This is a genomic window from Brucella pituitosa, from assembly GCF_965577835.1.
GTDB classification, from domain to species: Bacteria; Pseudomonadota; Alphaproteobacteria; order Rhizobiales; family Rhizobiaceae; genus Brucella; species Brucella pituitosa.
The window spans coordinates 1,830,025-1,854,745 of record NZ_OZ264092.1; the positions used below are offsets into that span (position 1 = coordinate 1,830,025).

Consider the following 24,721-nt stretch of genomic DNA (forward strand, 5'->3'; position numbering starts at 1 on the left):
AATGCTCTATTAAGACAATTAAATCGATTTGATTGACCGGGAGTACCATCATGGCAAGAGACGCGGCGAAGCTTGAAGCAACGGTCGCACAGCTGAAAAAGCACTGGACGGACGCTGCACCAAAGGACATGCGCGCAGCCTTTAAAGCCGATCCAGGCCGTTTTGAGCGCTATTCGCTATCTCTGGACGATCTTCTGTTTGACTGGTCGAAAGCACGTGTCAACGACGAGACGGTTGCGCTTCTGACTGAAGTGGCCAAGGCTGCTGACGTGGAAGGTCGTCGCGCTGCAATGTTTGCAGGCGAGCACATCAACAATACTGAAGACCGCGCTGTGCTGCATGTGGCCCTTCGTGACACCACGTCCAAGGAAGTGCTGGTTGATGGCCATAACGTTCTGCCTGACGTGAAGGAAGTTCTCGACCGTATGGCTGCCTTTTCCGATGGCATCCGTTCAGGCTCGATCAAGGGTGCGACTGGCAAGAAGATCACCGACATCGTCAATATCGGTATCGGCGGCTCTGATCTCGGCCCGGTCATGGCAACGATCGCACTTTCGCCTTACCATGACGGACCGCGCGCGCATTATGTCTCGAACATCGATGGCGCACATATTGCCGACACGCTCAATGCGCTTGATCCGGCAACGACGCTCATCATCGTCGCCTCCAAGACCTTCACCACCATCGAAACCATGACCAACGCGCAGACCGCGCGCAAATGGATTGCCGATGCACTGGGTGAAGACGCAGTTGGCGCGCATTTTGCTGCCGTTTCCACAGCCCTTGATAAGGTTGCAGCATTCGGCATTGGCGAAGAACGCGTCTTTGGCTTCTGGGATTGGGTTGGCGGCCGCTATTCGGTGTGGTCGGCGATTGGCCTGCCGGTGATGATCGCGATTGGTGCAGACAATTTCCGCAAATTCCTTGCGGGTGCGCATTCGATGGACGTGCATTTCCGTGATGCACCGCTGGAAAAGAACCTGCCAATCTGGCTCGGTCTTATCGGTTACTGGCACCGCGCAATTTGTGGCTATGGTAGCCGCGCTGTCATCCCTTATGATCAGCGTCTGGCGCGTGTTCCGGCCTATCTCCAGCAGCTCGATATGGAATCGAACGGCAAGAGCGTGACGGTCGACGGCAAGCCCGTTTCCGGTCCAACTGGTCCGGTTGTCTGGGGCGAGCCCGGCACCAATGGCCAGCACGCCTTCTTCCAGCTTCTGCATCAGGGCACCGACACTATTCCGCTCGAATTCATCGTTGCGGCAAAGGGCCATGAAAAGCACCTCGATCATCAGCATGAAATGCTGCTTGCCAATTGCCTTGCGCAGTCGGAAGCGCTGATGAAGGGCCGCACGCTGGATGAAGCCCGCGCGCAGTTGAAGAGCAAGAACCTTCCTGAAAGCGAAGTCGAGCGCATTGCACCGCATCGCGTGTTCTCGGGCAACCGTCCGTCGCTCACACTTGTTCACGACAAGCTCGACCCTTTTGCATTTGGTCGTCTGATCGCCCTTTACGAGCATCGCGTATTCGTCGAAGCGCAGATTTTCGGCATCAATGCGTTCGACCAGTGGGGCGTGGAGCTTGGCAAGGAACTGGCAACCGAGCTTCTGCCGGTGGTTTCCGGTGCTGAATCTGCTGAAGGCAAAGATGCTTCGACAATCGGCCTCGTTGCGCATTTGCACGCACGCCGCAAAGCCTGATACTACAAACAGGTGGATAAGGATAAAGCCGGGTTTCACACCCGGCTTTTTTTCCGTCTAGGTATGAAGTGCTGAATGAAAATGGGAACTAAAATGAAGACCGAGATTATCGAGTTTGCCGGCGATGTACCGGGTAACGCCATTGAACTGCGTGTGTTGCGTTTTGCAGGCAAAGACAGTGATGCGCCGACCGCTTATCTGCAATCCTCGTTGCATGGCGGTGAATTGCCGGGGCAGGCTGCTCTGCATTTTCTCGTTCCGATGCTGAAAAAGGCATCTGAAGAAGGCCGCATTCTTGGCAATATCACGGTTATCCCACAGGCAAATCCGATTGGTTCGAACCAGTGGCAGGCACATCAGCATCTGGGTCGCTTCGAGTTTTTCTCGGCGGTCAATTTCAATCGCGCTTTCCCGTTGCTGCCTGATTTCGATACCAGTGAACTGCCCGGCCCGGATGCGCCTGTCGCGCTTGTACAGCGTCTCAAGGCTACGCTTTTGAAGATGGCTCTTGCCAATGACATTGTGCTTGATCTTCACTGCGATGATGAAAGCGAAAACTACGTCTATATCGCCAAGGAATTTGTGGAAGACATGAAGGATCTGGCCGTGGCGCTTGGCTCGACCGCGATCCTCGCATGGGACACGACAGCAGACGCTGCCTTCGAGGAAGCCTGCGCGCATCCGGTTCTGCAAATGCCTGCTGACAAGCGCAATATGAAACGCCGCGCCGTTACCACGGTCGAATTCCGTGGCCTCAGCGATGTCTATGCCGATATGGGCAAAGGTGATGCTGAAGGTCTCTACAAGTTTCTCGTCCATCGTGGCGTGATTGTCGACAAAAGCGTGAAGCTCGATCTCGATTACAAGGGTCTGATAACGCCGCTTGAAAATGTGGAAATGCTGCGCGCACCGGAAGGTGGCATGGTGCTTTATCATGTTGCTCCCGGCGATGTGGTGGAAGCGGGTGCAAAGCTCGTAACGGTCGTCACGAAACCGGGTGAGCCGGAAGACGACATTACGCTGACCGCGCCACAGGCAGGCCGAATTCTGACTCGCCGCACGTTGCGCTATGTCCGCCGTGGCGATGATCTTTTAAAACTGCTTGCTGCAAAACCATCGGCAGTCAAGAAGCGTTCCGGCGCCTTAGAAGCATGAGTGCGCTGCCCGCTTCCGAAAAGCTGAAAGCGATCCGTGCCATCCTTTTCGACAAGGATGGTACATTGATCGATTTCGACCGCACGTGGTTTGCCGTGTCATGGAATCTTGCACAGCGCACCGCCAATGGTGATGAGCATCGCGCGCGTTCCTTGCTGGATGCGGGCGGCTATGACTGGCAGGAAAAGCGCTTTCGCGCCAATTCCGTAATCGCTGCCGGAACAGTCGAAGACATTGTGCAGCTCTGGCACCCGGATATTGACGAGGCCGGTTTCAAAGCCAAGATCAGTGAGTTCGACGCCTATACGGTTGCCGAAGGTGCGCGTTCTGCTGTGGCGATCGAAGGCTTGCGGGAAACATTGGAAACCCTTCGCGCGATGGGTTTTATCCTTGGCATTGCCACCAATGATTCCGAAGCGGGTGCTCATGCGACCGCAAAGGCCTTAGGCATTGACCACTACTTTGATGTGGTGATTGGGTATGATACAGCCGCACGTCCCAAGCCGTATCCGGACCCACTGCTCTATTTCGCAGAAAAAGTCGGCCTTGAACCAAGCGCCATCGCGATGGTCGGCGACAATCTGCACGATCTTGAAACGGCACAGGCTGCGAAGGCCGGTCTTGGCGTTGGTGTTTTGTCGGGCAACAGTCCACGCGAGGCGCTTGAGCCTCACGCCGATGTGGTGCTCGACTCCATCGCAGGCTTGCCTGACTTGCTCAAATGATCCTGACTGGATGGTGAAACGCCATCCAGCAGCCATTCCGTCATTTCCGGCCACAGACTTTGTGCAAAGCGCGAGCGGAAAAAGCCAAGATGGCCGATTGGCTGGCCTTCGGTGTCTGCTGATGAATACCAGAGCTGCTCAATCGGCGCGCTCGTGTGGTAGCTCAGAAAGTGGCTGACTGCGCGCCGCGTTCCCCACGGATCATCTTCAAGTCCCACAGACAAAATGGGTGTTTTGACCTTGGCAATAAGGTCAGCAGCACCAAGCTGCGGATCATCAAAAAAGTAGTTCTTCATCCGGCACCACCGCGCCCAATCCCGGAATACCGAGCCGGGAATTGGCTCGCCATTCATCCAGCGAGGCATACTGGGCGTGAGATAGGAGACCGGCACGCCGACAATGTTCATGCGCGGCCAGGCCCATTTATCATCCAGAAGATGCATTGCACCCGACATGGTAGCCACCATGCCATAGCGCGAAAAGGCGTCGGAGCTTCCAGACACGCCGAGTGCCTGTCCGCCGAAGGATTGGCCTATGCCGACCATTTCATGTCCCGGCGCAACAGCTTGCAGGCGATGGAGTGCTGCGGGGAAATCCTGCGTGGCCCAATCCCTGAAACGGATCTCGGGCACTGCCTTGCGGGCACGCCGCGAAGCTGCGACACCACGATAATCATAGGTAAGAACCGCGCGTGCACCTTCGGCAATCAGGTGCTTGGCGAAGGCTGCATAAAAGCCCTGCGGTACGGCTGTTGCTGATGAAATCAGCACCAATGGCTTGTTGCCACTGCCATGAAACAGCTTGCCCGAAAGCGGAAAGCCATCACTGGCCTCGAAGGTGATTTCTTCAATCATCGTTCCATTTCCTTCGACACAAAGCTCCACCGGCTGCGGCTCAACAGAGCCGCAGCTTGCGATCATCTATAATCCTGAGACTGTTTAGTCCCTCAGTTCACGACGCAAAATCTTGCCGACATTGGTTTTCGGCAATGCATCGCGGAACTCCACTTCGCGCGGACGCTTGTAGTTGGTGAGACGCTGAGCGCAGAAGGACTTCACATCTTCTTCTGTGAGGTTCGGATCGCGACGCACCACGTAGAGCTTCACCACTTCGCCTGAATGCTCGTTGGGAATGCCCACAGCAGCCGATTCCACGATACCGGGATGCTCTGCAGCCACTTCTTCGATCTCATTTGGATAGACGTTGAAGCCGGAAACAAGGATCATGTCCTTCTTGCGGTCCACAATCTTGGTGAAGCCGTTTTCATCCATGAAGCCCATATCGCCGGTGCGGAAGAAGCCGTCGGCCATGATGGCACGTTCGGTTTCATCAGGCCGGTTCCAGTAGCCGAGCATAACCTGCGGACCACGCACACAGATTTCGCCGACCTCGCAGAGCGGCTGATCCTTGCCGTCATCATCGCGAATGACGATATCCGTTGATGGCATTGGCAGGCCAATAGTGCCGCTGAATTCTGTCGCATCGAGCGCATTGGCAGAGGCAACGGGCGATGTTTCGGAAAGGCCATAGCCTTCAGTGATGTGACAGCCTGTCATTTGCTGCCAGCGTTCAGCGACGGGGCGTTGCACGGCCATGCCACCACCGAGCGTGAGAATAAGTGGCTTGAAGTTGAGCGCCTTGAAGTCGTCATTGTTCATCAAAGCGTTGAACAGGGTGTTGAGGCCAGGAAAGATATGGAACGGATACTTCTGCAATTCTTTTACGAAGGCCGGAATATCGCGCGGGTTCGGAATGAGAATATTGCGCGCGCCCAGCTTGATGCCGATCATCGCATTCACGGTGAGAGCGAAGATGTGATAGAGCGGCAGGGCGCAGACGAAGTTGAGCTCCTTCGGCTTGCCTTTATTCTGGAATGCGACGTCCATCCAGGTATGCATCTGTTCGACATTGGCGAGAATATTGTTGTGGCTCAGCATTGCGCCCTTGGACACACCTGTTGTACCACCGGTATATTGCAGGAAGGCGAGATCGGAATTATTGACTGGGACCGGATTAAAGGACTTGCCGCGCCCCTGTGCCAGCGCATCCTTAAAACGCACATGATCGGGAATGCTCCAGGCTGGCACCAGTTTTTTCACCTTGCGCACCACAAGATTAATGATGTGGCCTTTCAATCCATGCATGTCACCCATAGAGGCAACGATAATGTTCGGCACGTGAATGGAAGCGAGTGACTTCTGGACGGTCGAGGCAAAGTTTTCGAGAACTATCAGCGCTTTGGCGCCTGAGTCATTTAATTGATGCTGAAGCTCGCGGGGTGTGTAAAGCGGATTGACGTTCACGACGACGAGGCCCGCCCGCAGGATTGCTGTAATCGCAATCGGATACTGCAGGATATTGGGCATCATCACTGCAACGCGATCACCCTTGACCAGTCCACGTGATTGAAGCCATGCGGCGAGTGCGCGAGAGTTTTCGTCCAAATCCTTGTAGGACAAGTCCTTGCCCATACAGGTAAAGGCTGGCCTGTCAGCGAACTGTCGGCATGCGGCGGAGATCATGTCGCCAATAGATGTGGCTTTGCTCAGATCGATCTCATGTGGCACGGCTTTCGGATAGGATTTCAGCCAAATCTTATCTGGTGCAGGCACAGTGGCTGTTGCCTTGCTCGACGTATTCTCAGTTTCGGTTGCCTTTTTCGCCATGCTTTCTCCCCGGATTGCTCCGTCCTTTGTTTGAGTAGCAAGCCGCCACCCTTCTCCCAATGCTGCCTGATTCAGAAAGACTGACAGGCGTGCTCCTCAGAAATTAATGTGGGCGACTTTCGTCGTAATCGCAAGAGTTACATTGACGTAAGCGTAAATTAAAATGCTGTTGATCGTCTTTCCCAACTTTGTGGGTTGGGTGCATCCGCACGCGGCAAACACTCTCTATCGGTGATAAGGCGGTCCCGTTACGATATCAGGCGGACATCAGCTAACGGCGAATTGTTCGCTGCGCATAGACTGTATCATTGTTTTGATAGCCTTGTTGCCTGAACCGACAAGATCGAAGCTACGCTCGCTTCTGAGCCACTCATTGAGGAGCCCGCCCAGAACAGCAAGCAGAATTTGTGCTGCTGTATAAGATGTCCATTCTCTGGAAAGTTCTCCGCGACGTTCTGCGACTTCAAGCAGCCCTATGAAAAGAGACAGCACATTGGTGCGTGCTTCATTCAGATGTTCAACGACCGGGGCGTTCTCACCAACATACTCGCAGCGCTGGTGAATGATCGTGAAAACATTCTGCTGACGTTCATTGGTAATGAAGAGTTCCATCGCCGTTAGGATCGATTGTTCAAGGACATAGAGAGGATTGGGGTGGTCACAGGCCGCCGCCTGTAGCATAATCTCTTCGTGTGGAAAACGAGTACGGCTGATGAGCGCTTGAAAAACGTCGAGTTTGTCGTGAAAATGAAAATAGATCGCACCCCGTGTCACACCGGCATGGCTTGCGATTTCCATTAATGTAGACTGAGTTACGCCGCGTTCCAGAAAGACATGCTCGGCGGCCGTGAGAATGGCGTCGCGTGTTTCCGCGGCCTCGGCTTTGGTCCTGCGCATTCGGGTTCTTTCGATATTCCAAAGTGAAAAGTTTCCAAAACCTCTTCAGGTTTTTACTTTAAAATTGGGATAACTCATTCGTGATATGTAACATTAGGTGATTGACTATAACACGGTAATTCGTATTTACAAACATTCGTGTATGTTTATTCGGCCGCACCGTGCGACATCAAGGGCAACTCCCATTATGACCATGAACCGTTCTATTCGGCTTTTTGCGGCGGGAGCCGCATTTTTCATCATTGCAGGACAGTCTGCATTCGCGCAGGCTCCGGGAGGCGCTACGCCACCGCCCCCTCCAGTCACTGTTACAGAAATCAAGGCGCAGAACGTTTCCGTCCCTTACGAATATGCAGCTCGGGTGAGTGCATATCGTGATGTTCAGGTGCGCGCTCGTGTCGGCGGCATTCTTCTGCACCGCAATTTCGTAGAAGGCACTGTAGTCAAAGCTGGCGACGTGCTTTTTGAGATCGATCCGGCGCCGTATGAGGCGGAACTGGCTCGTGCGCAGGCACAGGTCGCTCAGGCTGAAGCTCAGTATCAACAGTCGATCCGCGATGCAGAACGTGCCGAACAGCTCGTTCAGCAAAAGGTGCAAAGTGCGGCTGCCCGCGATACTGCTTTTGCAACCCGCGATCTTAACAAGGCCGCTGTTGCAGCCACCAAAGCACAGTTGCGGACGGCAGAACTCAATCTGAGCTATACCAAAGTCACTGCGCCGATCAGCGGCATCACCAGCCTTGAACAGGTTTCTGAAGGCAGCCTTATCGGTACAGATTCGACATCGAGTCTGTTGACCTCGATCACCCAGATCAATCCGGTCTACATCAATTTCTCCTTCACCGACACGGAAGCTGCGGAAATCCGCAAGCTGCGCGAGGCGAGGGGCGCGACGGGTCAGGACGCCGATCGTCTGCGCATCAAGATTCTGTTTGGTGACGGACAGGCTTATGATCATGAAGGCACTATCGACTTCACGTCTTCATCGCTCGATACCGAAACTGGTACGCTGGGCGCGCGCGCTGTCGTGGAAAATCCTGATCAGCGTCTGATCCCTGGTCAGTTTGTGCGTGCAGCTATTCTTGGCGTTACCATCGACAATGCAATTCTGGTTCCAAAAGCAGCATTGATGCAGAGCCCGCAGGGGCAGTTCGTCTATGTTGTGAACAAGGATAACGTTGCGGAAGTTCGCCCCGTTACGATTTCGCGTGAACTGACGGACGCATGGCTCGTAAGCGACGGCTTGCAGGCTGGCGACCGCATCATCACCGAAGGCGTGATTAAAGCTGCTCCAGGCAAGACGGTTAAGCCGGTTGACGCTTCGGCTGAGAAGGCTGCAGGCGATGCAGGAGCAGAGGCTGGTAAAGAACAGGCGGCAGACAAGAAATGAATAGATTCTTCGTCGACCGTCCGGTTTTCGCGGCGGTTATTTCTATCGTCATTGTGCTGGCAGGCCTCATCTCGATGCGGATCCTGCCTATCGCACAATATCCTGAGCTGACGCCGCCACAGGTGGTCGTCAGTGCGACCTATCCGGGCGCAAGCGCGGAAACGGTGACGCAGACCGTTGCGGCGCCGCTTGAGCAGCAGATCAATGGCGTCGAGAACATGCTCTATATGCAGTCCTCGAGCCTTGGCAGCGGCACCATGCAGCTGACCGTGACCTTTGCTCTGGGTACCGATCCGGATCAGGCGACCATCAATGTTAACAACCGTGTGCAGCGTGCGACTTCATCCCTGCCGCAGGAAGTGCAGCGTCTCGGCGTTACCGTCGACAAGCGTTCGAGCACGATTCTCGGCATGGTGGCGATGTTCTCCACCACCGATCGTTACGACCGTACTTATGTCGGTAACTATGCGCTTCTGAACGTCATTGACGATCTCAAGCGTCTTACGGGCGTGGGTGACGTTCAGCTTCTCGGCAATATCGATTATTCGATGCGTGTCTGGCTGCGTCCTGATAAGCTTGCACAATATAATCTGACGCCTTCGGACGTTCAGACAGCTATTCAGGAGCAGAACGCGCAGTTTGCAGCGGGTCGTTTTGGCGATCAGCCTGACCCGCAGGCGGGACCATTCACCTATACTGCGACAACGCAGGGCCGTTTGCCTGACGCGTCAGCATTCGAGAACATCATTCTGCGTTCTGACAAGAATGCTGCAACGCTTCGGCTCAAGGATGTCGCGCGCGTAGAACTGGGGACGGAGAGCTATCTCGTCGACAGTGCTCTCAATGGCACACCCGCAGTTCCGATTGCGATCTATCTGCAGCCGGGTGCCAACGCGCTCAATACGATGGAACTCATTCAGAACCGCATGGCGGAGTTGAAGACGAGCTTCCCTGAAGGCATCGACTATTCGGTTCCATTCGATACGACCAAGTTCATTAAGGTCTCCGTCGAGGAAGTGGTCCATACTTTCATCGAGGCGATTATCCTCGTGGTTCTGGTGGTCTTTATCTTCCTTCAGAACTGGCGTGCGACACTGATCCCGGTTATCGCGGTTCCAATCTCGATCATCGGTACATTTGCGGGCATGTATGTGCTTGGCTTCTCCATTAACCTGCTGACATTGTTCGGTCTGGTTCTCGCCATCGGTATCGTCGTGGACGACGCCATCGTGGTGCTGGAAAACGTCGAACGTATCATGACGACGGAAAAACTGCCGCCGCGTGAAGCTGCCATCAAGGCAATGAGCGAGGTGACGGGGCCTGTTATCGCGATTGTTCTCGTGCTTTGCGCCGTGTTTATTCCGGTCGCCTTCATGGGCGGTCTGGTCGGCGAAATGTATAAGCAGTTCGCTGTTACGATCGCGATTTCGGTGACGATTTCCGGTATTGTGGCTTTGACGCTCACACCTGCATTGTGCGCGCTGATCCTTAAGCCAGGCCATCATGAGCCTATGCTGCCGTTCCGCATCTTCAATCGCTTCTTTGATCGTTTGACGCGCGGCTATACCAGTGGTGTGCGCTTCTTCCTGAAACGTGCTTCCATCGGTTTGCTTATTTTCGCAGGTCTGTTGGGCGCTACATATTATCTCTTTGAGAAAGTGCCGAGCTCGCTTCTGCCGGATGAAGATCAGGGCTTCCTGTTCAGTGTGGCCATCCTGCCGCCAGCGGCATCGCTGGAACGCACGACGGCAGTTCTTCATGAGGCCAGCAGCAATATTCGCAAGCATCCTGCTGTCGAAAGCGTGTTTGAAGTCTCCGGCTTCGATCTGCTCTCGGGTGGTCTGAAGACCAGTGCCGGTACGATGTTCATCATGCTCAAGGACTGGAAAGAACGCACGACACCTGATGTCGATGCGCGTAATCTGCCCGGTGCTATCATGGGTATGAATGCGGGCATTCAGGACGGTCTGGTTCTGGCATTCAATCCACCTCCGATCATGGGACTGAGCACGACGGGCGGTTTTGAACTCTACGTACAGGATCGTACGGGTGGTGGTGTTGAATCGCTGACCAATGCGACCAAGCTTTTGACAGACGCCGCAGCCAAGCGCCCGGAACTGACAGGCGTACGTACAACATTCGATCCGAATGTGCCGCAATATGACATTCAGCTCGACCGCGAAAAAGCCAAGGCGATGGGTGTGCCGATCAACTCGGTATTCACCGCGATGCAGGCGACCTTCGGTAGCGTTTATGTCAACGACTTTACGCTTTATGGCCGAAACTATCAGGTCAACTTGCAGTCGGAGGCTGAGTTCCGCCGTGATCCGAGCGATTTGAAGCATGTGTTTGTGCGCGCCGACTCTGGCAGCATGATCCCGCTCAGCGCATTGGTGACGGTAAAGCGCGTCGTCGGTCCTGATCAGCTCGAACGATTCAATGCGTTCAATGCTGCAAAGGTCACCGGTAATCCAGCGCCGGGTTACACGTCAGGTGACTCTATCAAGGCGATGCAGGAAGTTGCGGCTGAAGTGCTTCCGCAGGGTTACCAGATTGCCTGGACGGGCTCTGCCTATCAGGAAGTCTCGACGAGCGGCAGTGGCAATCAGGCTATGATCTTCGGTTTGATCATGGTGTTTCTGATCCTCGCCGCCCAGTATGAGCGCTGGAGCCTTCCGCTGGCGGTTATTACAGCTGTGCCCTTCGCTATCTTCGGTGCGCTTCTTGCGACCGATCTGCGTGGTCTTACCAATGACGTTTACTTCCAGATTGGTATGGTGACGCTGATAGGTCTTGCGGCGAAAAACGCGATCCTGATCGTGGAGTTCGCGGTATTGCAACGTGAAGAGGGCAAGTCGGCTATCGAGGCTGCTGCTGAAGCTGCGCGTCTGCGTTTCCGCCCGATTGTGATGACGTCGCTGGCGTTCATCCTTGGTGTGGTTCCGCTGGCAATCAGCTCGGGTGCAGGTTCGGCAAGCCGTCACTCGATCGGTACAGGCGTTATCGGTGGTATGTTGGCTGCGACCTTTATCGCAACCTTCTTCATCCCGATGTTCTACAGCCTGATCGCTCGCAAGCCGCCTAAGAAGCGTCCCGACGATGTGGCTGCCACCCCAGCTCCGGTGCAGACTGCTCCGGGCGACGAAAATGGCCAGGCTCACTGATCCGGTGTCCTCGCGCAGCCTATAAGAGTAATGTGCGCCCTATCGGGCGCACAAAGGCCGCTCTAACCGTTTGTTCTAACGCGTATCTTTTCCGAAAACCGTTTCACACTTTTCGGGATGCGCTCTAAGCTGGTCACGCTTAAGGAATTATGCAGTAGGCTGTGTGTGGCGCTCAAGACCGAAAAAGAAAAGCCCGCCAATTGGCGGGCTTTTTGTTGAACTGCAGGCAACATGCGATGGATTTAATGACACCTGCACATGTTGGGTCATATTTATGAGCAAACCTCCCCAAGCGCCGCTCGCGCCTTCTCGTCACGCTCTCCATACACTCACATCAACGACCGTTGCTTGACGTCTCGGCAATATACAGCGAGATCGCCTGACTTTTTCTAGAAATGCGTCATTATGCTTTGAGCGATTGCCCAAAGAATGATTGCCGCCGGAACTGTCAGGCACGCCAGAAAGATACCGAAGAACACGTAGGTTGCTTCATTCGGTGACCGTTGGGTCTGTGCAGGAGTCTTGTGCCAATGAGTGCTAATGCCTTGGTACATGTATAATTCCTCCTTCTCCTCGATTTTGATTATCGATTAAAAGAAGAAATCTTCAAGCTCAAATAAACGGCTAGATTTATTGACGAAATATGATAAAAGCGACACGAAAGTTACGAGGGTGCGAGCGTAAATGCACCAAATATTTTCAATAAATCCCACACAATATTCTGATTTCAAATAATTTTACTTACATACTGTAAGTATCGAATAATCGGAAATTTCAAAAATCACTGAAAATTCAGTTTGTGGTGCACACTTTGGTGCGACAAAATGGCACGAAATTGGCTCGTGTTCGAACAGGCTTGGCTTTGACAATGGCGCATTTCCGGATCAACCAGCTTAATTTAAGTTAGCTGCTGAACGGCGCATTCGGCGCGAGTCGGGGAGAGCGGTTCCAATTAAGCCCGAGCTGTTGAGACTGCTCTAATAAAAGCTGTTCGGAAAATAGCGCAGATACAGCTCTGTGAGTTTGCCCTGCTGTTGCAGTGATTGAAGTGCGCTGTTGAAAGCGCTCGCTAGCGCTGCATTTTTAGGTGCTACAGCTATACTTAAACCGGGGCCAAGGTATTGCGGCGCAAGATAAGGCCCATCGACAAAGCTGCAGCAATCATTGGCCTGATCACTCTCCAGCCAGAACGATAGAGCCATTCCGTCATCGAATGCTGCATCCACTTCGCTTTTTTGCAATGCGGTCAGTAGTGCTGCGCGATCTGGATAAGGTTTGGCGAGGGCTTGCGGGAAGTAAGCTTTAAGGAGCTGCTCGTGTGCCGTTCCTGCAATGACGCCGACATTCTTGCCGCGTACAGCGATAGAAGCGGGCTCAGAGAAACGGTTTGCTTTGATTGTAGCGAAGCGGGCAGGAAGGCGCATATAAGCGCGGGTGAAGACAAATTTCTCGCGGTTTTGTGGATTGGCACTGAAACCTGCAATGATTGCCTCTGCATCTCCGCTTTCAAGCCTGGCTTCAAGCTCGTTCCAAGGCACAGCTTCAATCTGGCAGATGTCACTCAATCCCATCTGATTGCAAAGCGCTTTGGCGAGATCAACATTATAGCCGGAAAGCTGCCCAGCCTCGTTCAGTGCATTAAAGGGTGGAAAGTCGAGCGTCGTTACAAAGCGAAGCCTGCTGAGGCCCTGGAGAGACGGCAACGCTAGCCTTTCCTTCTGATTGAAGAAGTCAGGTGCCTTGGGTGCGGATTGTGCGCCGGCGGGAAGGCTGTTCAAAAGCCAACAAGCTGCAACCGCTATGCTCAAAAGGTGCCGTTTCATCGGTGCTTTGTCTAAGCAATATCTTATAATTTCACGTTAATAGAGCCTGTGTGGGAAAATATGCAATGATTTTGAATGGGTTGGCCCAACAGGACGTAAAAATAAAATAACTTCTATTTGAAGTGAATAATTCTGTTTCTATTTTAAATAGAATGAAATAAATATCTATATGTGGGATTATTTAATAAATACATAAATTAGCATTATAAATAAACCACATCATGAATTGAATTTAATATTAGTAATAATTGAAAATAATCCAGTAGTAGTGCGGGGGTACTATGAGTAATGGATCGATTGCGTTCGATCTGGGGATATGCACTGCCATATCCGCCAGATTGGAGCGCCGTGGCGTGCCGCGTGATTGCCTGAAGCAGGCATATGAAGCGGCTATCATAAACGGGACAAGTTTCTGCGATGAAGTTGCACATCAACAGGGTGTTTCAGAAGCACTGCTTTTCGAAGCGATAGCCGATTATCTTGAACTGACATTTACAGAAGAGGTTCTATCGTCCCGGGTCTTTGTCACGGGCGAAGAGACATCGGCCATTTTCACTGAGCCTGGCCAGTTGATGGTGCTCGGCCGAGACGGCACTTCCTATCTTTATCTGGCACCAACTGAAAATCGCATCGCGAAATTGCGGGATCATATTTGTCAGTCGCCGGACCTGCGGGATCGGATCAGGATTTGCACGCCCTCATTCATCAAGAGAATTTTGCGGCAGCGTCATCAGAAAGATCTCATTGCGCGAGCGCATGCGATGACGCCGCAGCTTTTTTCTGCGTCCCGTGTTCTTGAGACACCTCAGGCATTCATCATAGCGATGGGGCTTTATGCATTTATCGCCAGTATCGTGAACTGGCCGACAGAAACCATTCTGGCTTTACATGTGTGTCTGACATTGTTCTTCTTCGGCTGTGTGCTTATTCGTCTTTTTGCCGCCATTGGCAGCCGACGTTTGCGTTTTCCCGAGATTATGCCTTTCAAACGACGTGACTTGCCAGTCTACTCAGTTCTGGTGCCTCTCTATCGCGAGCAGGCCGTGGTCGGGCAGTTGCTGGCCTCGCTTGATCGGCTCAACTGGCCGCGCAGCAAGCTGGATATCAAACTTGTGTGTGAGAAGGACGATTTCGATACGATTGCTGAGATCAGAGGAAGGCCGCTGCCTTCCAATTATGAACTGGTTCTCGTGCCCTCGGGCGGGCCGCGCACCAAGCCTAAGGCATTGAACTACGCGCTTCAGTTTGCGCGCGGAGAAATAGTTGCGGTTTTTGACGCGGAGGACCGCCCGCATCCTGACCAGTTGCTTGAGGCATGGCAGGCATTTCAGCGGGGAGGCAAGCAACTCGCTTGCGTTCAGGCACCGCTCATTATTGGAAATTTTCGGCAGAATTTGCTCACGCGTATGTTCGCATTCGAATATGCGACCCTGTTCCGGGGCCTGCTGCCATGGCTTGCATCGCAAGGGCTTGTCATTCCGTTAGGTGGCACCTCCAATCATTTTCGCCGCTCCTGTCTCGATCAGGTTGGCGGATGGGACGCGTATAATGTGACGGAGGATGCCGATCTTGGTATGCGGCTCGCCCGCTTTGGCTATGGCATTGATGTTATCACCCGTGGCACGGTTGAGGATGCACCGGTGGATTATTCCGTCTGGCACAAACAGCGGACGCGCTGGATCAAGGGGTGGATGCAGACGTGGCTTGTGCATGGCCGAAACCCCTACATGACCTGGCGTGAGCTCGGCTGGTGGCGGTTCGTGGTCAACCAGATTTATACGCTCGGTATTATCGGTTCAGCGCTTTTGCATCCATTCATGCTTATGACGGTGGCTGTACTTGTCGCTATGATGCTCGTCGGACCGCTTGGCTCGGAAAATCTGTGGCTGTTGCGCATTGATCTCGTCAATATCATGCTGGCTTATCTGAGCTTTTACGTGCTTGGTTCCAAAACGATGGAACCGACGGAACTGGGTGGTTACGCTTATATTCTGGCTATTCCTGCCTATTGGGTCCTGATCTCCATTTCAGCCTGGCGTGCGCTTTGGCAGCTGGTGCGAAAGCCGCATCTCTGGGAGAAAACTCCGCACCAGCCAAGTGTGTTCTATTTGTTGGAGGATGAAGGGGTGGGTGTTTTAGATGCGAGGAACTCGGCCCCACGCCCGATAATGGATTGATCTTCGGGGCCAATGGCTTCCAGATCACGTCCTTCATAGGGCAAGCTCAGCAAAACGCGCCGGATTGCAGCAAGTCTGGCGCGTCGCTTGTCATTGGAGCGGATGATTGTCCATGGCGCATAGCCTGTATCAGTGCGTTCCAGCATTGTATGCAAAGCAGTGGAATAATCGTCCCAGCGTGAAATGCCTGCCACATCCATGGGCGAGAACTTCCAGTTCTTGAGCGGGCTGTGGCGGCGTTCATGGAAGCGTTTGAGCTGCATTTCCTGACCAATATCGAGCCAGAACTTAAACAGGTGAATGCCATCAGTGACAATCATTCGCTCGAAATCCGGGGTTTCCGTCAGGAATGTCTCAATTTGCTCTGGCGTGCAGAATTGCATGACGCGCTCAACACCGGCACGGTTATACCAGGAGCGGTCGAAGGTGACGAATTCGCCGGTCGTTGGGAAAAGCTGCACATAGCGCTGGAAATACCATTGGCCACGTTCGGTTTCAGTTGGCTTGGGCAGCGCGACGTTGCGTGCAGTACGTGGGTTCATGAATTGACGGATTGTGAAGATCGTACCGCCTTTGCCGGCGGCATCGCGTCCTTCAAACACTGAAATTACGCGCCCACCTGTGCTTTGCAACCAGTACTGCATCTTGACGAGTTCGATCTGAAGACGCTCCAGCGTTTCCTCATATTCCTTCGTTTTCATCTTTTCAGCATAGGGATAGCCGCCGGACTGCAGAGCCCGGTCATCTATCCAATCTGGAAGCTTCGGATCATTGATATCGAACTTGTGGGTATCGCCATCGATTTTGATCTTCAAGGGCTTGTCAGTGGATTTCGAATTGTCCTTTTCTGTTTTCTTTTTGTTAGCTGTCTTTGAACTGTCACCCACGGCAAGCTCCTTTGGTTTATAGAGAGGCACGCTACGAAAAGTGCCCATATCGCATTATGCATGATATGGGCTGTTTATAAGCCGCGTAAAGGATCGCTTACTCGCTTTTGGGACAATGACTTGGCTAAAGCATGTCACGGAAAAATGGGGGGGCGGTTCTTCGTTAACGACGTGCGTGAAAACAAATAGTTAGAGCGCCGATCTGATTCAATCAGATCGAAACGCGTTCCAGGGTAGATTGCTTGCGCGGTGCAATAAGTGAGAGATGTCAGAATGAGTGAAAACAGCAACCAGCCTTCGCCCGGTTCCGAGCCAGAGGAACCCCTCTTCGCTCCGCTTCTCAGGGTCAAAGGCGTGCTCATTGCCAGCATAGTACTGGTAGTCTGCATCATGGTGCTGGAATTGCCGTTATGGTTCCGTATCGCTTTGATGGTTCTGATCATCATAGGTGCTATCTGGGTTGCCAGTGCGACGCGCGAAGATGCCATCGAAGATAAGCCGCAGGGCGTGCATTCAACCAATGAAATGGCTGATGTTTCGGGCGAACGACTGGCAGAGCTGTTAACCGATCCGATGATCGTTTTCGATCAGCGTGGAACTGTGCTTTTTACCAATGCCGCCGCTCTTGATGCATTTCAATCTCTTGAAAAGGACACGGGCCTTTATCTGCGTTTTCGTGCGCCGGAAATGCATGCGCTCATCCAGGGGGTGATTGCAGACGGCGAACCGCGCAGCATCGACTATTTTGAGCGCGTGCCGATTGATCGCTGGTATAAGGCGATGGTCAAGGCGCTGCGTGATGCTGACGGCAAGCCAGAGCTGTTTGTTCTTCTTTTCCGCGATCAGAGCGAAACACGGCGCATTGACCGTATGCGTTCGGACTTCATTGCCAATGCCAGTCACGAACTGCGCACCCCGCTTGCCTCACTGCTGGGCTTTATCGAAACGCTGCAGGGACCTGCGCGCAACGATGCAGCAGCGCGTGACAGGTTTCTCGTCATCATGCAGAAACAGGCTGAGCGCATGTCGCGCCTGATAGATGATCTCCTGTCGTTGTCACGCCTTGAAATGCGTGCCCATCTGGCTGTGAATGAATGCGTGGATATGACGGCTGTGCTCAATCATGTGGCAGATACGCTAAGCCCGCTGGCCGCGGGGTTGGATGTCACGATTGAACGCCATTTGCCGGATCATCCGGTCAACGTGACGGGGACGCGCGATGAACTGATTCAGGTGTTCCAGAATCTGGTTGAGAATGCCTGTAAATATGGGCAGGGCGGTAAGCGCGTTATTCTGAAATTGGACGAAGAGAACAATGGCGGTGCATCCGAGGCTGTGGCTTCCATACAGGATTTTGGTCCGGGTATTGCCGCTGAACATCTGCCACGTCTCACAGAGCGCTTCTATCGTATCGATGTTGAAACCAGCCGTGCGCAAAAGGGAACAGGGTTGGGGCTTGCGATCGTCAAGCACATTCTGGCGCGCCATCGCGGGCGACTGGTTGTGCGTTCGCAGCTGGGCGAAGGTTCAACCTTTCTGGTGCGCCTGCCCAAGCGGGCTTGAGTCAGAGCATTTTCAGCAAAAGTGCGAAGCGGTTTTGCGCAGGATAATGCGACGAAACAAATACTTAGAGCACCGATCTGTTTCCATCGGATCGGTGCTCTAAGAGATCATCTCGGAACGATTTCGGGGTGGGTCAGATCGGCGCGCTCGTTATTTGTTTTTACACTTTTTGGGATGCGCTCGAAGAACAAGACTGCTGCAAACGAAAGCCCCGGCAGCGTTTCCGCTCCGGGGCTTAGATTTTTGCGATTTGGCTTATCGTCGTTCAGCGTGCCCGGCGACGTTCTGCCGTTGGCTGGAAAGCCAGTTTCGAATGATATCCGCAATAGGGGCTGGATTCACCGGATTCACTGCCGCAGAAGTGGAAATCTTCATTGAGCGGATCGCCGATTGGCCACTTGCAGGTGCGTTCGCTAAGCTGCAGCAAGGTCAGCTTGCGGGAAATAGGTACAACAACGTCCGAGGCTGGTCTTACGACCCGCTCAGTCACTGCATCAGCCACATATTCCATCTGAAGTGCGGTTGCACCGACGGTTTGTGTAACGGTTGCAGTGCGGATAGTCGTTGTCGCCTGAGGGCGGCTGATGCCGCCATTCGTCTGGGTTGCAGCAGGACGTGGAGTGGCCGCAACAGTATTGACTTTTTTACTGCGCGGAGCAGCCGTGGTGGTTTTGCCACGGCCCGAAAGCTTCAAACGATGCACTTTGCCGATCACTGCATTGCGGCTCACGCCGCCAAGCTGTGCTGCGATCTGGCTTGCGCTCAAGCCCTCGTTCCATAATTTCTTCAGCAGTTCGACGCGCTCATCTGTCCAGTTCATCGCCCTGGGCTCCAATCAGTTTTCGTTATCCGGAATCCGCCAGTGCTCCCGGATTGCTCCAGGCACAAACACTATATCTATCCGGGTGACTAGGTCCGTCGCACGAAATGTAGTTTTTTGCTTTGAATAGAAACTACATTAATCAACGACTCCATGACAAGGGATAGCCCTGTCAGGCGGATTCCATTTTTATGGTTTTCCCCAACTTGGGTGCAAAAGACGGTTTTTCTGAGTCAGTTGCGCGTATTTTGCAGCAGCTTTTCAGGGTGACATCCCGTCAGGGAGAACATCTGGTGTCTATATATCGACCCGATCTGCAAAATGCCACCCCTCCAACTGCATAGGTGCCATCTTAATCCCGCTCTTAATAATGTGAGCTTCCCGCATGAACTCATGCATAAAGATGCATGATTATCCGGGTGGGCTTTGATTGACATTTTTTTTGTGAACGCCAATATACGCGCGGGATTAAATATTGCCGCCCTGAGGGCGGTTTTTTATTTCCGCCGGGAGGATCATGCAAAGACATGTGATCCCCGACCCGCCTGCGAACGATTGCGTTCATGCGCGGGACATCAACACAATGGGAAACGCTGCCTGACCGGCTTGGCCGGAGGCGCTGCATTTACAAGGCTTATGGAGGCCTGACTGCAATGACCGACGTTACGACTGTGCAACCGCTCTACGACACCTATAATCGTGCGGCTCTGCGCTTCGAGCGAGGTGAGGGCATCTGGCTGATTACCGAAGGCGGCGACCGTTATCTTGATTTTGCTGCAGGCATTGCAGTCAATTCGCTGGGCCATTCCCATCCGCATCTGGTCAATACACTCAAAGATCAGGCTGACAAGCTGTGGCATCTGTCCAATCTCTACGAGGTTCCGGGACAGGAGAAGCTCGGTCGTCGTCTGGTTGAGGCGACTTTCGCTGATAAAGTGTTCTTTACCAATTCCGGTGCCGAGGCTCTGGAATGCGCGATCAAGACCGCGCGCCGTTATCATTATGTCAACGGCAATCCTGAGCGCTTCCGCATCATCACCTTTGAAGGTGCATTCCACGGTCGCACATTGGCAACGATTGCTGCTGGTGGTCAGGCCAAGTATCTCGAAGGTTTCGGCCCGAAGGTCGACGGCTTCGATCAGGTGCCATTTGGCGATGAAGCAGCGCTGCGTGCCGCGATCACCGACGAAACGGCTGCTATTCTGCTTGAGCCTGTGCAGGGCGAAGGCGGTCTGCGCGGCTTCCCGGAAGAATTCATGCGTCTTATTCGCAAGATCTGCGACGACAAGGGCCTTCTTCTGATCCTTGACGAAGTGCAGACTGGCGTTGGCCGTACCGGCAAACTGTTTGCCCATGAATGGTCGGGCATCACGCCGGACATTATGGCAGTCGCCAAGGGTATCGGCGGCGGCTTCCCTATGGGCGCCTGTCTTGCAACGGCTGAAGCAGCCAAGGGCATGACCGCTGGCGTGCATGGCACCACCTATGGCGGCAACCCACTGGCTATGGCTGTGGGCAATGCCGTGCTTGATGTGGTGTTGGCTGACGGTTTCCTCGAAAACGTGCAGGAAACTGCATTGACCATGAAACAGGGTCTTGCATCGATTATTGATCGCTATCCCAGTGTCGTGTCTGAAGTCCGTGGCCGCGGCCTTCTGATGGGCATCAAATGCGTTGTGCCAAACGTGACGCTTATTCAGGCTCTGCGCGACGAGCATTTCCTGAGCGTTGGCGCTGGTGACAACGTCATCCGACTTCTTCCGCCACTGGTCACGACGCCTGAAGAGGCTCGTGAAGCATTGAAGCGTATTGAGATGGCCGTAGAGCGGCTTGCAATCGCAAATCCGACCAGCAAGACGGCGTGAGATTATGGCGAACAATAGCGGTATCAAGCACTTCATCGACCTTTCGACCGTACCAGCCGGTGAACTCCGCGCCATTATGGAAGATGCCAAGGCGCGCAAGGCGCGTCTGAAGGCTGGCGAAATCGAAAAGCCTTTTGCCGGCAAGGTGCTGGCAATGATTTTCGAGAAGCCGTCCACACGTACCCGCGTCTCGTTTGATGTAGGCATGCGCCAGCTTGGTGGTGAGACGATCATGCTCACGGGTTCGGAAATGCAGCTCGGCCGCAGCGAGACCATTGCAGACACCGCAAAGGTGCTTTCACGCTATGTGGACGCGATCATGATCCGCACAACATCGCATGATCGTATGCTGGAATTGGCCGAATATGCGACCGTTCCTGTAATTAATGCACTGACCGATGACACACACCCTTGTCAGATCATGGCTGACGTTCTTACATATGAGGAACATCGCGGCTCGATCAAAGGCAAGACCTTTGCCTGGATGGGGGACGGTAACAACGTTCTTCATTCGCTTGTGGAAGCTGCGGCGCGTTTTGATTTCAACGTCAATATCGCAACGCCGGAAGGCAGCGAGCCGAAGCAGCAATATATCGATTGGGCAAAGGCAAACGGCGCGAACATCATGTCCACAGCGGACCCGGACAAGGCGGTAAGCGGTGCGGATTGCATCGTCACCGACACATGGGTTTCGATGGGGCAGGAAGATCATGCCCGTGGCCATAATGTTTTCATGCCCTATCAGGTCAATGCACGTCTGATGGCTAATGCTGACCCTAAGGCGCTTTTCATGCACTGCCTGCCCGCGCATCGTGGTGAGGAAGTGACCGACGAAGTGATCGACGGCCCACAATCGGTCGTATTCGATGAAGCTGAAAACAGGCTCCACGCCCAGAAGGCCATTCTGGCATGGTGCCTGCAAAACAGCTGATTGGGAGCATAATTTGTCTGACAAGATCAGCAATGAGCAAATCGAAGTCGAAGACATCCAGATCGCTCTGGAAGACCTCGACTTCGCCGGCGACGATGCCGTTGTGCCCTTCCAGGTGGAGGGGCTCGACGTGCGTGGTCGCGCCGTACAATTGGGCGGCAGCATTGACGCTATTCTGAAACGCCACGACTATCCGGAACATGTCGCACGCCTTCTGGCCGAAGCAACGGTTCTGACTGTTCTTCTTGGCACGTCTTTGAAATTCGACGGCAAGTTTATCTTCCAGACCCAGTCTGATGGTCCTGTCGATATGCTGGTCGTAGATTTCCGCACGCCGCGTTCCGTGCGCGCCTATGCACGCTTTGATGCCGAACGCGTCAGGGAAGCCGTGAGCACAGGCAAAACTCGTCCTGAAGAGCTGCTCGGTCGTGGCACGCTTGCCTTCACGGTCGATCAGGGCGCGCATACACAACGCTATCAGGGCATCGTTGCGCTTGATGGATCGACGTTGGAAGAAATTGCACGTACCTATTTCCGTCAGTCCGAACAGATTGCAACCGACATGAAGCTGAGCGTTGCGAAGCTTGTCGAACGGGGTGGCGACGGCAAACTGGTCGAGCGTTGGCGCGCTGGCGGTCTGATGATTCAGTTTCTGCCAGAATCCGAAATACGCTCGCGTATGCCAGATCTTCCGGGTGGCGATGGCGACGAGAACACCGCTATTCTCGGTCCTGAAGACGATGGCTGGGATGAAGCGCGTTCACTGGTCGGAACGATCGAAAGCTCCGAACTGACTGATCCGCAGGTCGGTTCAGAGCGCTTGCTCTATCGTCTGTTCCACGAGCGTGGCGTGCGCATCTATGAAGCGATCCGCGTTGAGGATGATTGCTCATGCTCGCGAGATAAGATCGAAGGCGTGTTCAATAATTTCTCGGCTGAAGAAATTCAGGACAGCGTTAAGGACGGCAAGATTTCGGTGACATGCGAATTCTGCTCCACGACCTATGAGTTCGATCCCGAGCAGTTTGCGAAGTGATGAAAAAAAGGCGCTTCTTTTGAAGCGCCTTTTTTTCAGTTCAGTGTGCGGCGTGTTTCGGGAATATCAAGCGAGAAGGCCGGAATATCGACTTCAAAAGCTTTTCCATCAGAAGCCTGCATCTGATAGCGCCCCACCATCACACCGGATGTGGTGGTGAGTGGGCAGCCTGAAGAATACTGATAGGAGTCGCCGGGGTTCAGCGTTGGCTGATCGCCGATAACGCCATCTCCCTGCACTTCTTCTATCTGACCATTTCCATCCGTGATCTGCCAGTAACGCGAGCGCAACTGTACGGTATCGGAAGAATTATTGGCGATCGTGATCCGGTAACCCCAGACATAGCGATTTTCTTCAGGCTCAGACTGATCTTCAAGATAAAAGGGCTCGGCCGTTACTTCGATACCCCGCGTTACCGCTCTGTACATACGCACCCGCCTTTGAATCGCATCAAATACACTTCACAAAGCTATCGCCAAAGTTGCGCGAGAGGTCAACGATTTGAAGCGGACAATTATGCCGCAATTGCCGAAATGTTCCGGCAATTGCGTTGTTTATGCATCATTTTGCGATCAAAAGACGCTGGATTAGTACAATCGTATTAACGAGCGGCCTTTTAAGCGCATCCCGAAAAGTGTGAAACGGTTTTCGGATAAGATGCGCGGTAAAAAAGAAGAGAGAGCGCCGATCTGATCAAATCAGATCGAAACGCGCTCTAGCGCTTCCAGAACATCCTCAACCAGATCGTCCGTATCCTCAAGGCCCACCGAGATACGCAGCATACCGTCAGAAATGCCAAGCTCTGCGCGGGCTTCATCGGTGAGGCTCTGGTGCGTGGTTGTGGCGGGGTGCGTGATGATGCTCTTTGCATCACCCAGATTGTTGGAAATGCTGAAGACCTGAAGCGCATTTTCAAACTTGAAGGCCGCTTCCTTGCCGCCTTCGAGTTCCAGCGCGATCAGCGTCGAGCCGCCAGTCATCTGCTTGGCGATGATGTCGGCCTGCGGGTGGTCGGCGCGGCCGGGATAAATGACCTGCTTCACACCTGCCTGACCGGCAAGCGCATCGGCAACGGCTGCAGCCGACTGCGTCTGCTGACGCACGCGAACGCCAAGCGTTTCAAGGCCTTTCAGCATGATCCAGGCGTTGAATGGGCTCATACCCGGACCGGTATGACGGAAGTAAGGTTGCAGAACTTCCTCGGTCCATTCCTGATCGGAAAGGATGATACCGCCAAGACAGCGACCCTGACCGTCGATGTGTTTGGTTGTGGAATAGACGATGATATGCGCACCGAGTTCCAGCGGCTTTTGGTAAAGTGGCGTTGCAAACACGTTGTCGACGATGAGCTTTGCGCCGATCTCATTGGCAATTTCTGCTACAGCCGCAATGTCGATAACCTCAAGTGTCGGGTTCGACGGGCTTTCGAGCAGCATCACCTTGGTATTCGGGCGAACCGCAGCTTTCCAGTTTTCAATCTTCGAACCGTCGATGATCGAAAACTCCACGCCATAGCGTGGCAGCAGGGTTTCAATAATATAGCGCGACGATCCGAAGACGGCGCGTGCACAGATGACGTGCTCGCCTGCCTGTACCTGACAGAGAATGGACGCAGCAACCGCTGCCATGCCGGATGTGAAGGCGCGTGCATCTTCTGCACCTTCAAGTGCGCACATGCGCTTTTCAAACATGTCGGTGGTTGGGTTGGCATAACGCGAATAGATGAACCCCGGGTCTTCGCCTGTGAAGCGAGCTTCGGCGGCTTCTGCCGTCGGGTAGAGGAAGCCCTGCGTCAGATAGAGGGCTTCAGACAACTCTGCAAAGCCCGAACGCAGCGATCCTGCATGAACGAGTTGAGTTGCCGGGCGGAACTTGCGGGTAGTCTCATTCGTCATTTTTCCAACCTGTCGAAAGCTGGTCGG

Annotated in this window: 18 protein-coding genes; 10 read left to right on the forward strand and 8 right to left on the reverse strand. The window is 53.6% G+C overall.

Annotated features, from left to right (window positions below):
• Nucleotides 1-50: 50 nt before the first annotated feature.
• The 3 genes from pgi (at nt 51) to ACSME1_RS08795 (ending at nt 3,580) form a co-directional block, all read left to right on the forward strand.
• Complete coding sequence (pgi, locus tag ACSME1_RS08785) at nt 51-1,700, forward strand: glucose-6-phosphate isomerase (RefSeq protein WP_024897826.1); 1,650 nt, start codon at nt 51-53, stop codon at nt 1,698-1,700.
• 93 nt (nt 1,701-1,793) lie between these two features.
• On the forward strand, nt 1,794-2,855 hold the full coding sequence (locus ACSME1_RS08790) for a succinylglutamate desuccinylase/aspartoacylase domain-containing protein (RefSeq protein WP_024897825.1): 1,062 nt from the start codon (nt 1,794-1,796) through the stop codon (nt 2,853-2,855).
• Entirely contained in the window at nt 2,852-3,580 is a 729-nt protein-coding gene (locus ACSME1_RS08795; protein WP_024897824.1) for an HAD family hydrolase, read from the forward strand. Before ACSME1_RS08790 ends, ACSME1_RS08795 begins: the two co-directional genes overlap by 4 nt.
• On the opposite strand, the gene ACSME1_RS08800 is transcribed toward ACSME1_RS08795, so the two are convergent.
• The 3 genes from ACSME1_RS08800 to ACSME1_RS08810 form a co-directional block, all read right to left on the reverse strand.
• Nucleotides 3,526-4,434: an alpha/beta hydrolase family protein gene (locus tag ACSME1_RS08800; protein WP_024897823.1), complete on the reverse strand. Its 909-nt coding sequence runs from the start codon at nt 4,432-4,434 to the stop codon at nt 3,526-3,528. The two genes, ACSME1_RS08795 and ACSME1_RS08800, sit on opposite strands and share 55 nt — an antisense overlap.
• Nucleotides 4,435-4,518: 84 nt before the next feature.
• On the reverse strand, nt 4,519-6,246 hold the full coding sequence (locus tag ACSME1_RS08805; RefSeq protein ID WP_024897822.1) for a long-chain fatty acid--CoA ligase: 1,728 nt from the start codon (nt 6,244-6,246) through the stop codon (nt 4,519-4,521).
• Between the two features lie 267 nt (nt 6,247-6,513).
• On the reverse strand, nt 6,514-7,143 hold the full coding sequence (locus tag ACSME1_RS08810) for a TetR family transcriptional regulator (RefSeq protein ID WP_105705385.1): 630 nt from the start codon (nt 7,141-7,143) through the stop codon (nt 6,514-6,516).
• Nucleotides 7,144-7,330: 187 nt separating this feature from the next.
• Between ACSME1_RS08810 and ACSME1_RS08815 the strand changes: the two genes are divergently transcribed.
• On the forward strand, nt 7,331-8,533 hold the full coding sequence (locus ACSME1_RS08815) for an efflux RND transporter periplasmic adaptor subunit (protein WP_024897820.1): 1,203 nt from the start codon (nt 7,331-7,333) through the stop codon (nt 8,531-8,533).
• Complete coding sequence (locus ACSME1_RS08820) at nt 8,530-11,697, forward strand: efflux RND transporter permease subunit (protein WP_024897819.1); 3,168 nt, start codon at nt 8,530-8,532, stop codon at nt 11,695-11,697. The genes ACSME1_RS08815 and ACSME1_RS08820 overlap by 4 nt, the downstream gene beginning before the upstream one ends.
• 977 nt (nt 11,698-12,674) lie before the next feature.
• Here ACSME1_RS08820 and ACSME1_RS08825 read toward each other — a convergent pair.
• Nucleotides 12,675-13,520 (reverse strand): transporter substrate-binding domain-containing protein, encoded by an 846-nt coding sequence (locus tag ACSME1_RS08825; protein WP_024897818.1) that lies wholly within the window; start codon nt 13,518-13,520, stop codon nt 12,675-12,677.
• Nucleotides 13,521-13,801: 281 nt separating this feature from the next.
• On the opposite strand from ACSME1_RS08825, the gene ACSME1_RS08830 reads away from it, so the two are divergent.
• A complete protein-coding gene (locus ACSME1_RS08830; protein ID WP_105705383.1) occupies nt 13,802-15,697 on the forward strand; it encodes a glycosyltransferase family 2 protein in 1,896 nt (631 codons plus the stop codon).
• Here ACSME1_RS08830 and ppk2 read toward each other — a convergent pair.
• Nucleotides 15,625-16,584 (reverse strand): polyphosphate kinase 2, encoded by a 960-nt coding sequence (ppk2, locus tag ACSME1_RS08835; protein WP_024897816.1) that lies wholly within the window; start codon nt 16,582-16,584, stop codon nt 15,625-15,627. The genes ACSME1_RS08830 and ppk2 overlap by 73 nt on opposite strands.
• Before the next feature lie 273 nt (nt 16,585-16,857).
• Here ppk2 and ACSME1_RS08840 point away from each other — a divergent pair, with 273 nt between their 5' ends.
• Nucleotides 16,858-18,147, forward strand: coding sequence for an ATP-binding protein (locus ACSME1_RS08840; RefSeq protein WP_024897815.1), 1,290 nt, complete (start codon nt 16,858-16,860; stop codon nt 18,145-18,147).
• Between the two features lie 265 nt (nt 18,148-18,412).
• Here ACSME1_RS08840 and ACSME1_RS08845 read toward each other — a convergent pair whose 3' ends face one another.
• The gene (locus ACSME1_RS08845; RefSeq protein WP_024897814.1) at nt 18,413-18,967 is read right to left on the reverse strand and encodes a GcrA family cell cycle regulator; all 555 of its coding nucleotides are present in this window, start codon (nt 18,965-18,967) and stop codon (nt 18,413-18,415) included.
• Nucleotides 18,968-19,620: 653 nt separating this feature from the next.
• Here ACSME1_RS08845 and ACSME1_RS08850 point away from each other — a divergent pair.
• The 3 genes from ACSME1_RS08850 to ACSME1_RS08860 are packed head-to-tail and all read left to right on the forward strand — an operon-like array spanning nt 19,621 to nt 22,799.
• Nucleotides 19,621-20,832 (forward strand): aspartate aminotransferase family protein, encoded by a 1,212-nt coding sequence (locus tag ACSME1_RS08850; protein ID WP_024897813.1) that lies wholly within the window; start codon nt 19,621-19,623, stop codon nt 20,830-20,832.
• Nucleotides 20,833-20,836: 4 nt separating this feature from the next.
• A complete protein-coding gene (gene argF / locus ACSME1_RS08855) occupies nt 20,837-21,763 on the forward strand; it encodes an ornithine carbamoyltransferase (RefSeq protein WP_105705381.1) in 927 nt (308 codons plus the stop codon).
• A 13-nt stretch (nt 21,764-21,776) separates the two neighbouring features.
• Nucleotides 21,777-22,799, forward strand: a complete 1,023-nt coding sequence (locus tag ACSME1_RS08860; protein WP_100559736.1) for an Hsp33 family molecular chaperone — start codon at nt 21,777-21,779, stop codon at nt 22,797-22,799.
• 35 nt (nt 22,800-22,834) lie between these two features.
• On the opposite strand, the gene apaG is transcribed toward ACSME1_RS08860, so the two are convergent.
• Together apaG and ACSME1_RS08870 are read right to left on the reverse strand one after the other, a co-directional pair.
• Complete coding sequence (apaG, locus tag ACSME1_RS08865; RefSeq protein ID WP_024897811.1) at nt 22,835-23,227, reverse strand: Co2+/Mg2+ efflux protein ApaG; 393 nt, start codon at nt 23,225-23,227, stop codon at nt 22,835-22,837.
• 270 nt (nt 23,228-23,497) lie between these two features.
• Nucleotides 23,498-24,694, reverse strand: a complete 1,197-nt coding sequence (locus ACSME1_RS08870; protein ID WP_105705379.1) for an O-succinylhomoserine sulfhydrylase — start codon at nt 24,692-24,694, stop codon at nt 23,498-23,500.
• Nucleotides 24,695-24,721 lie beyond the last annotated feature (27 nt).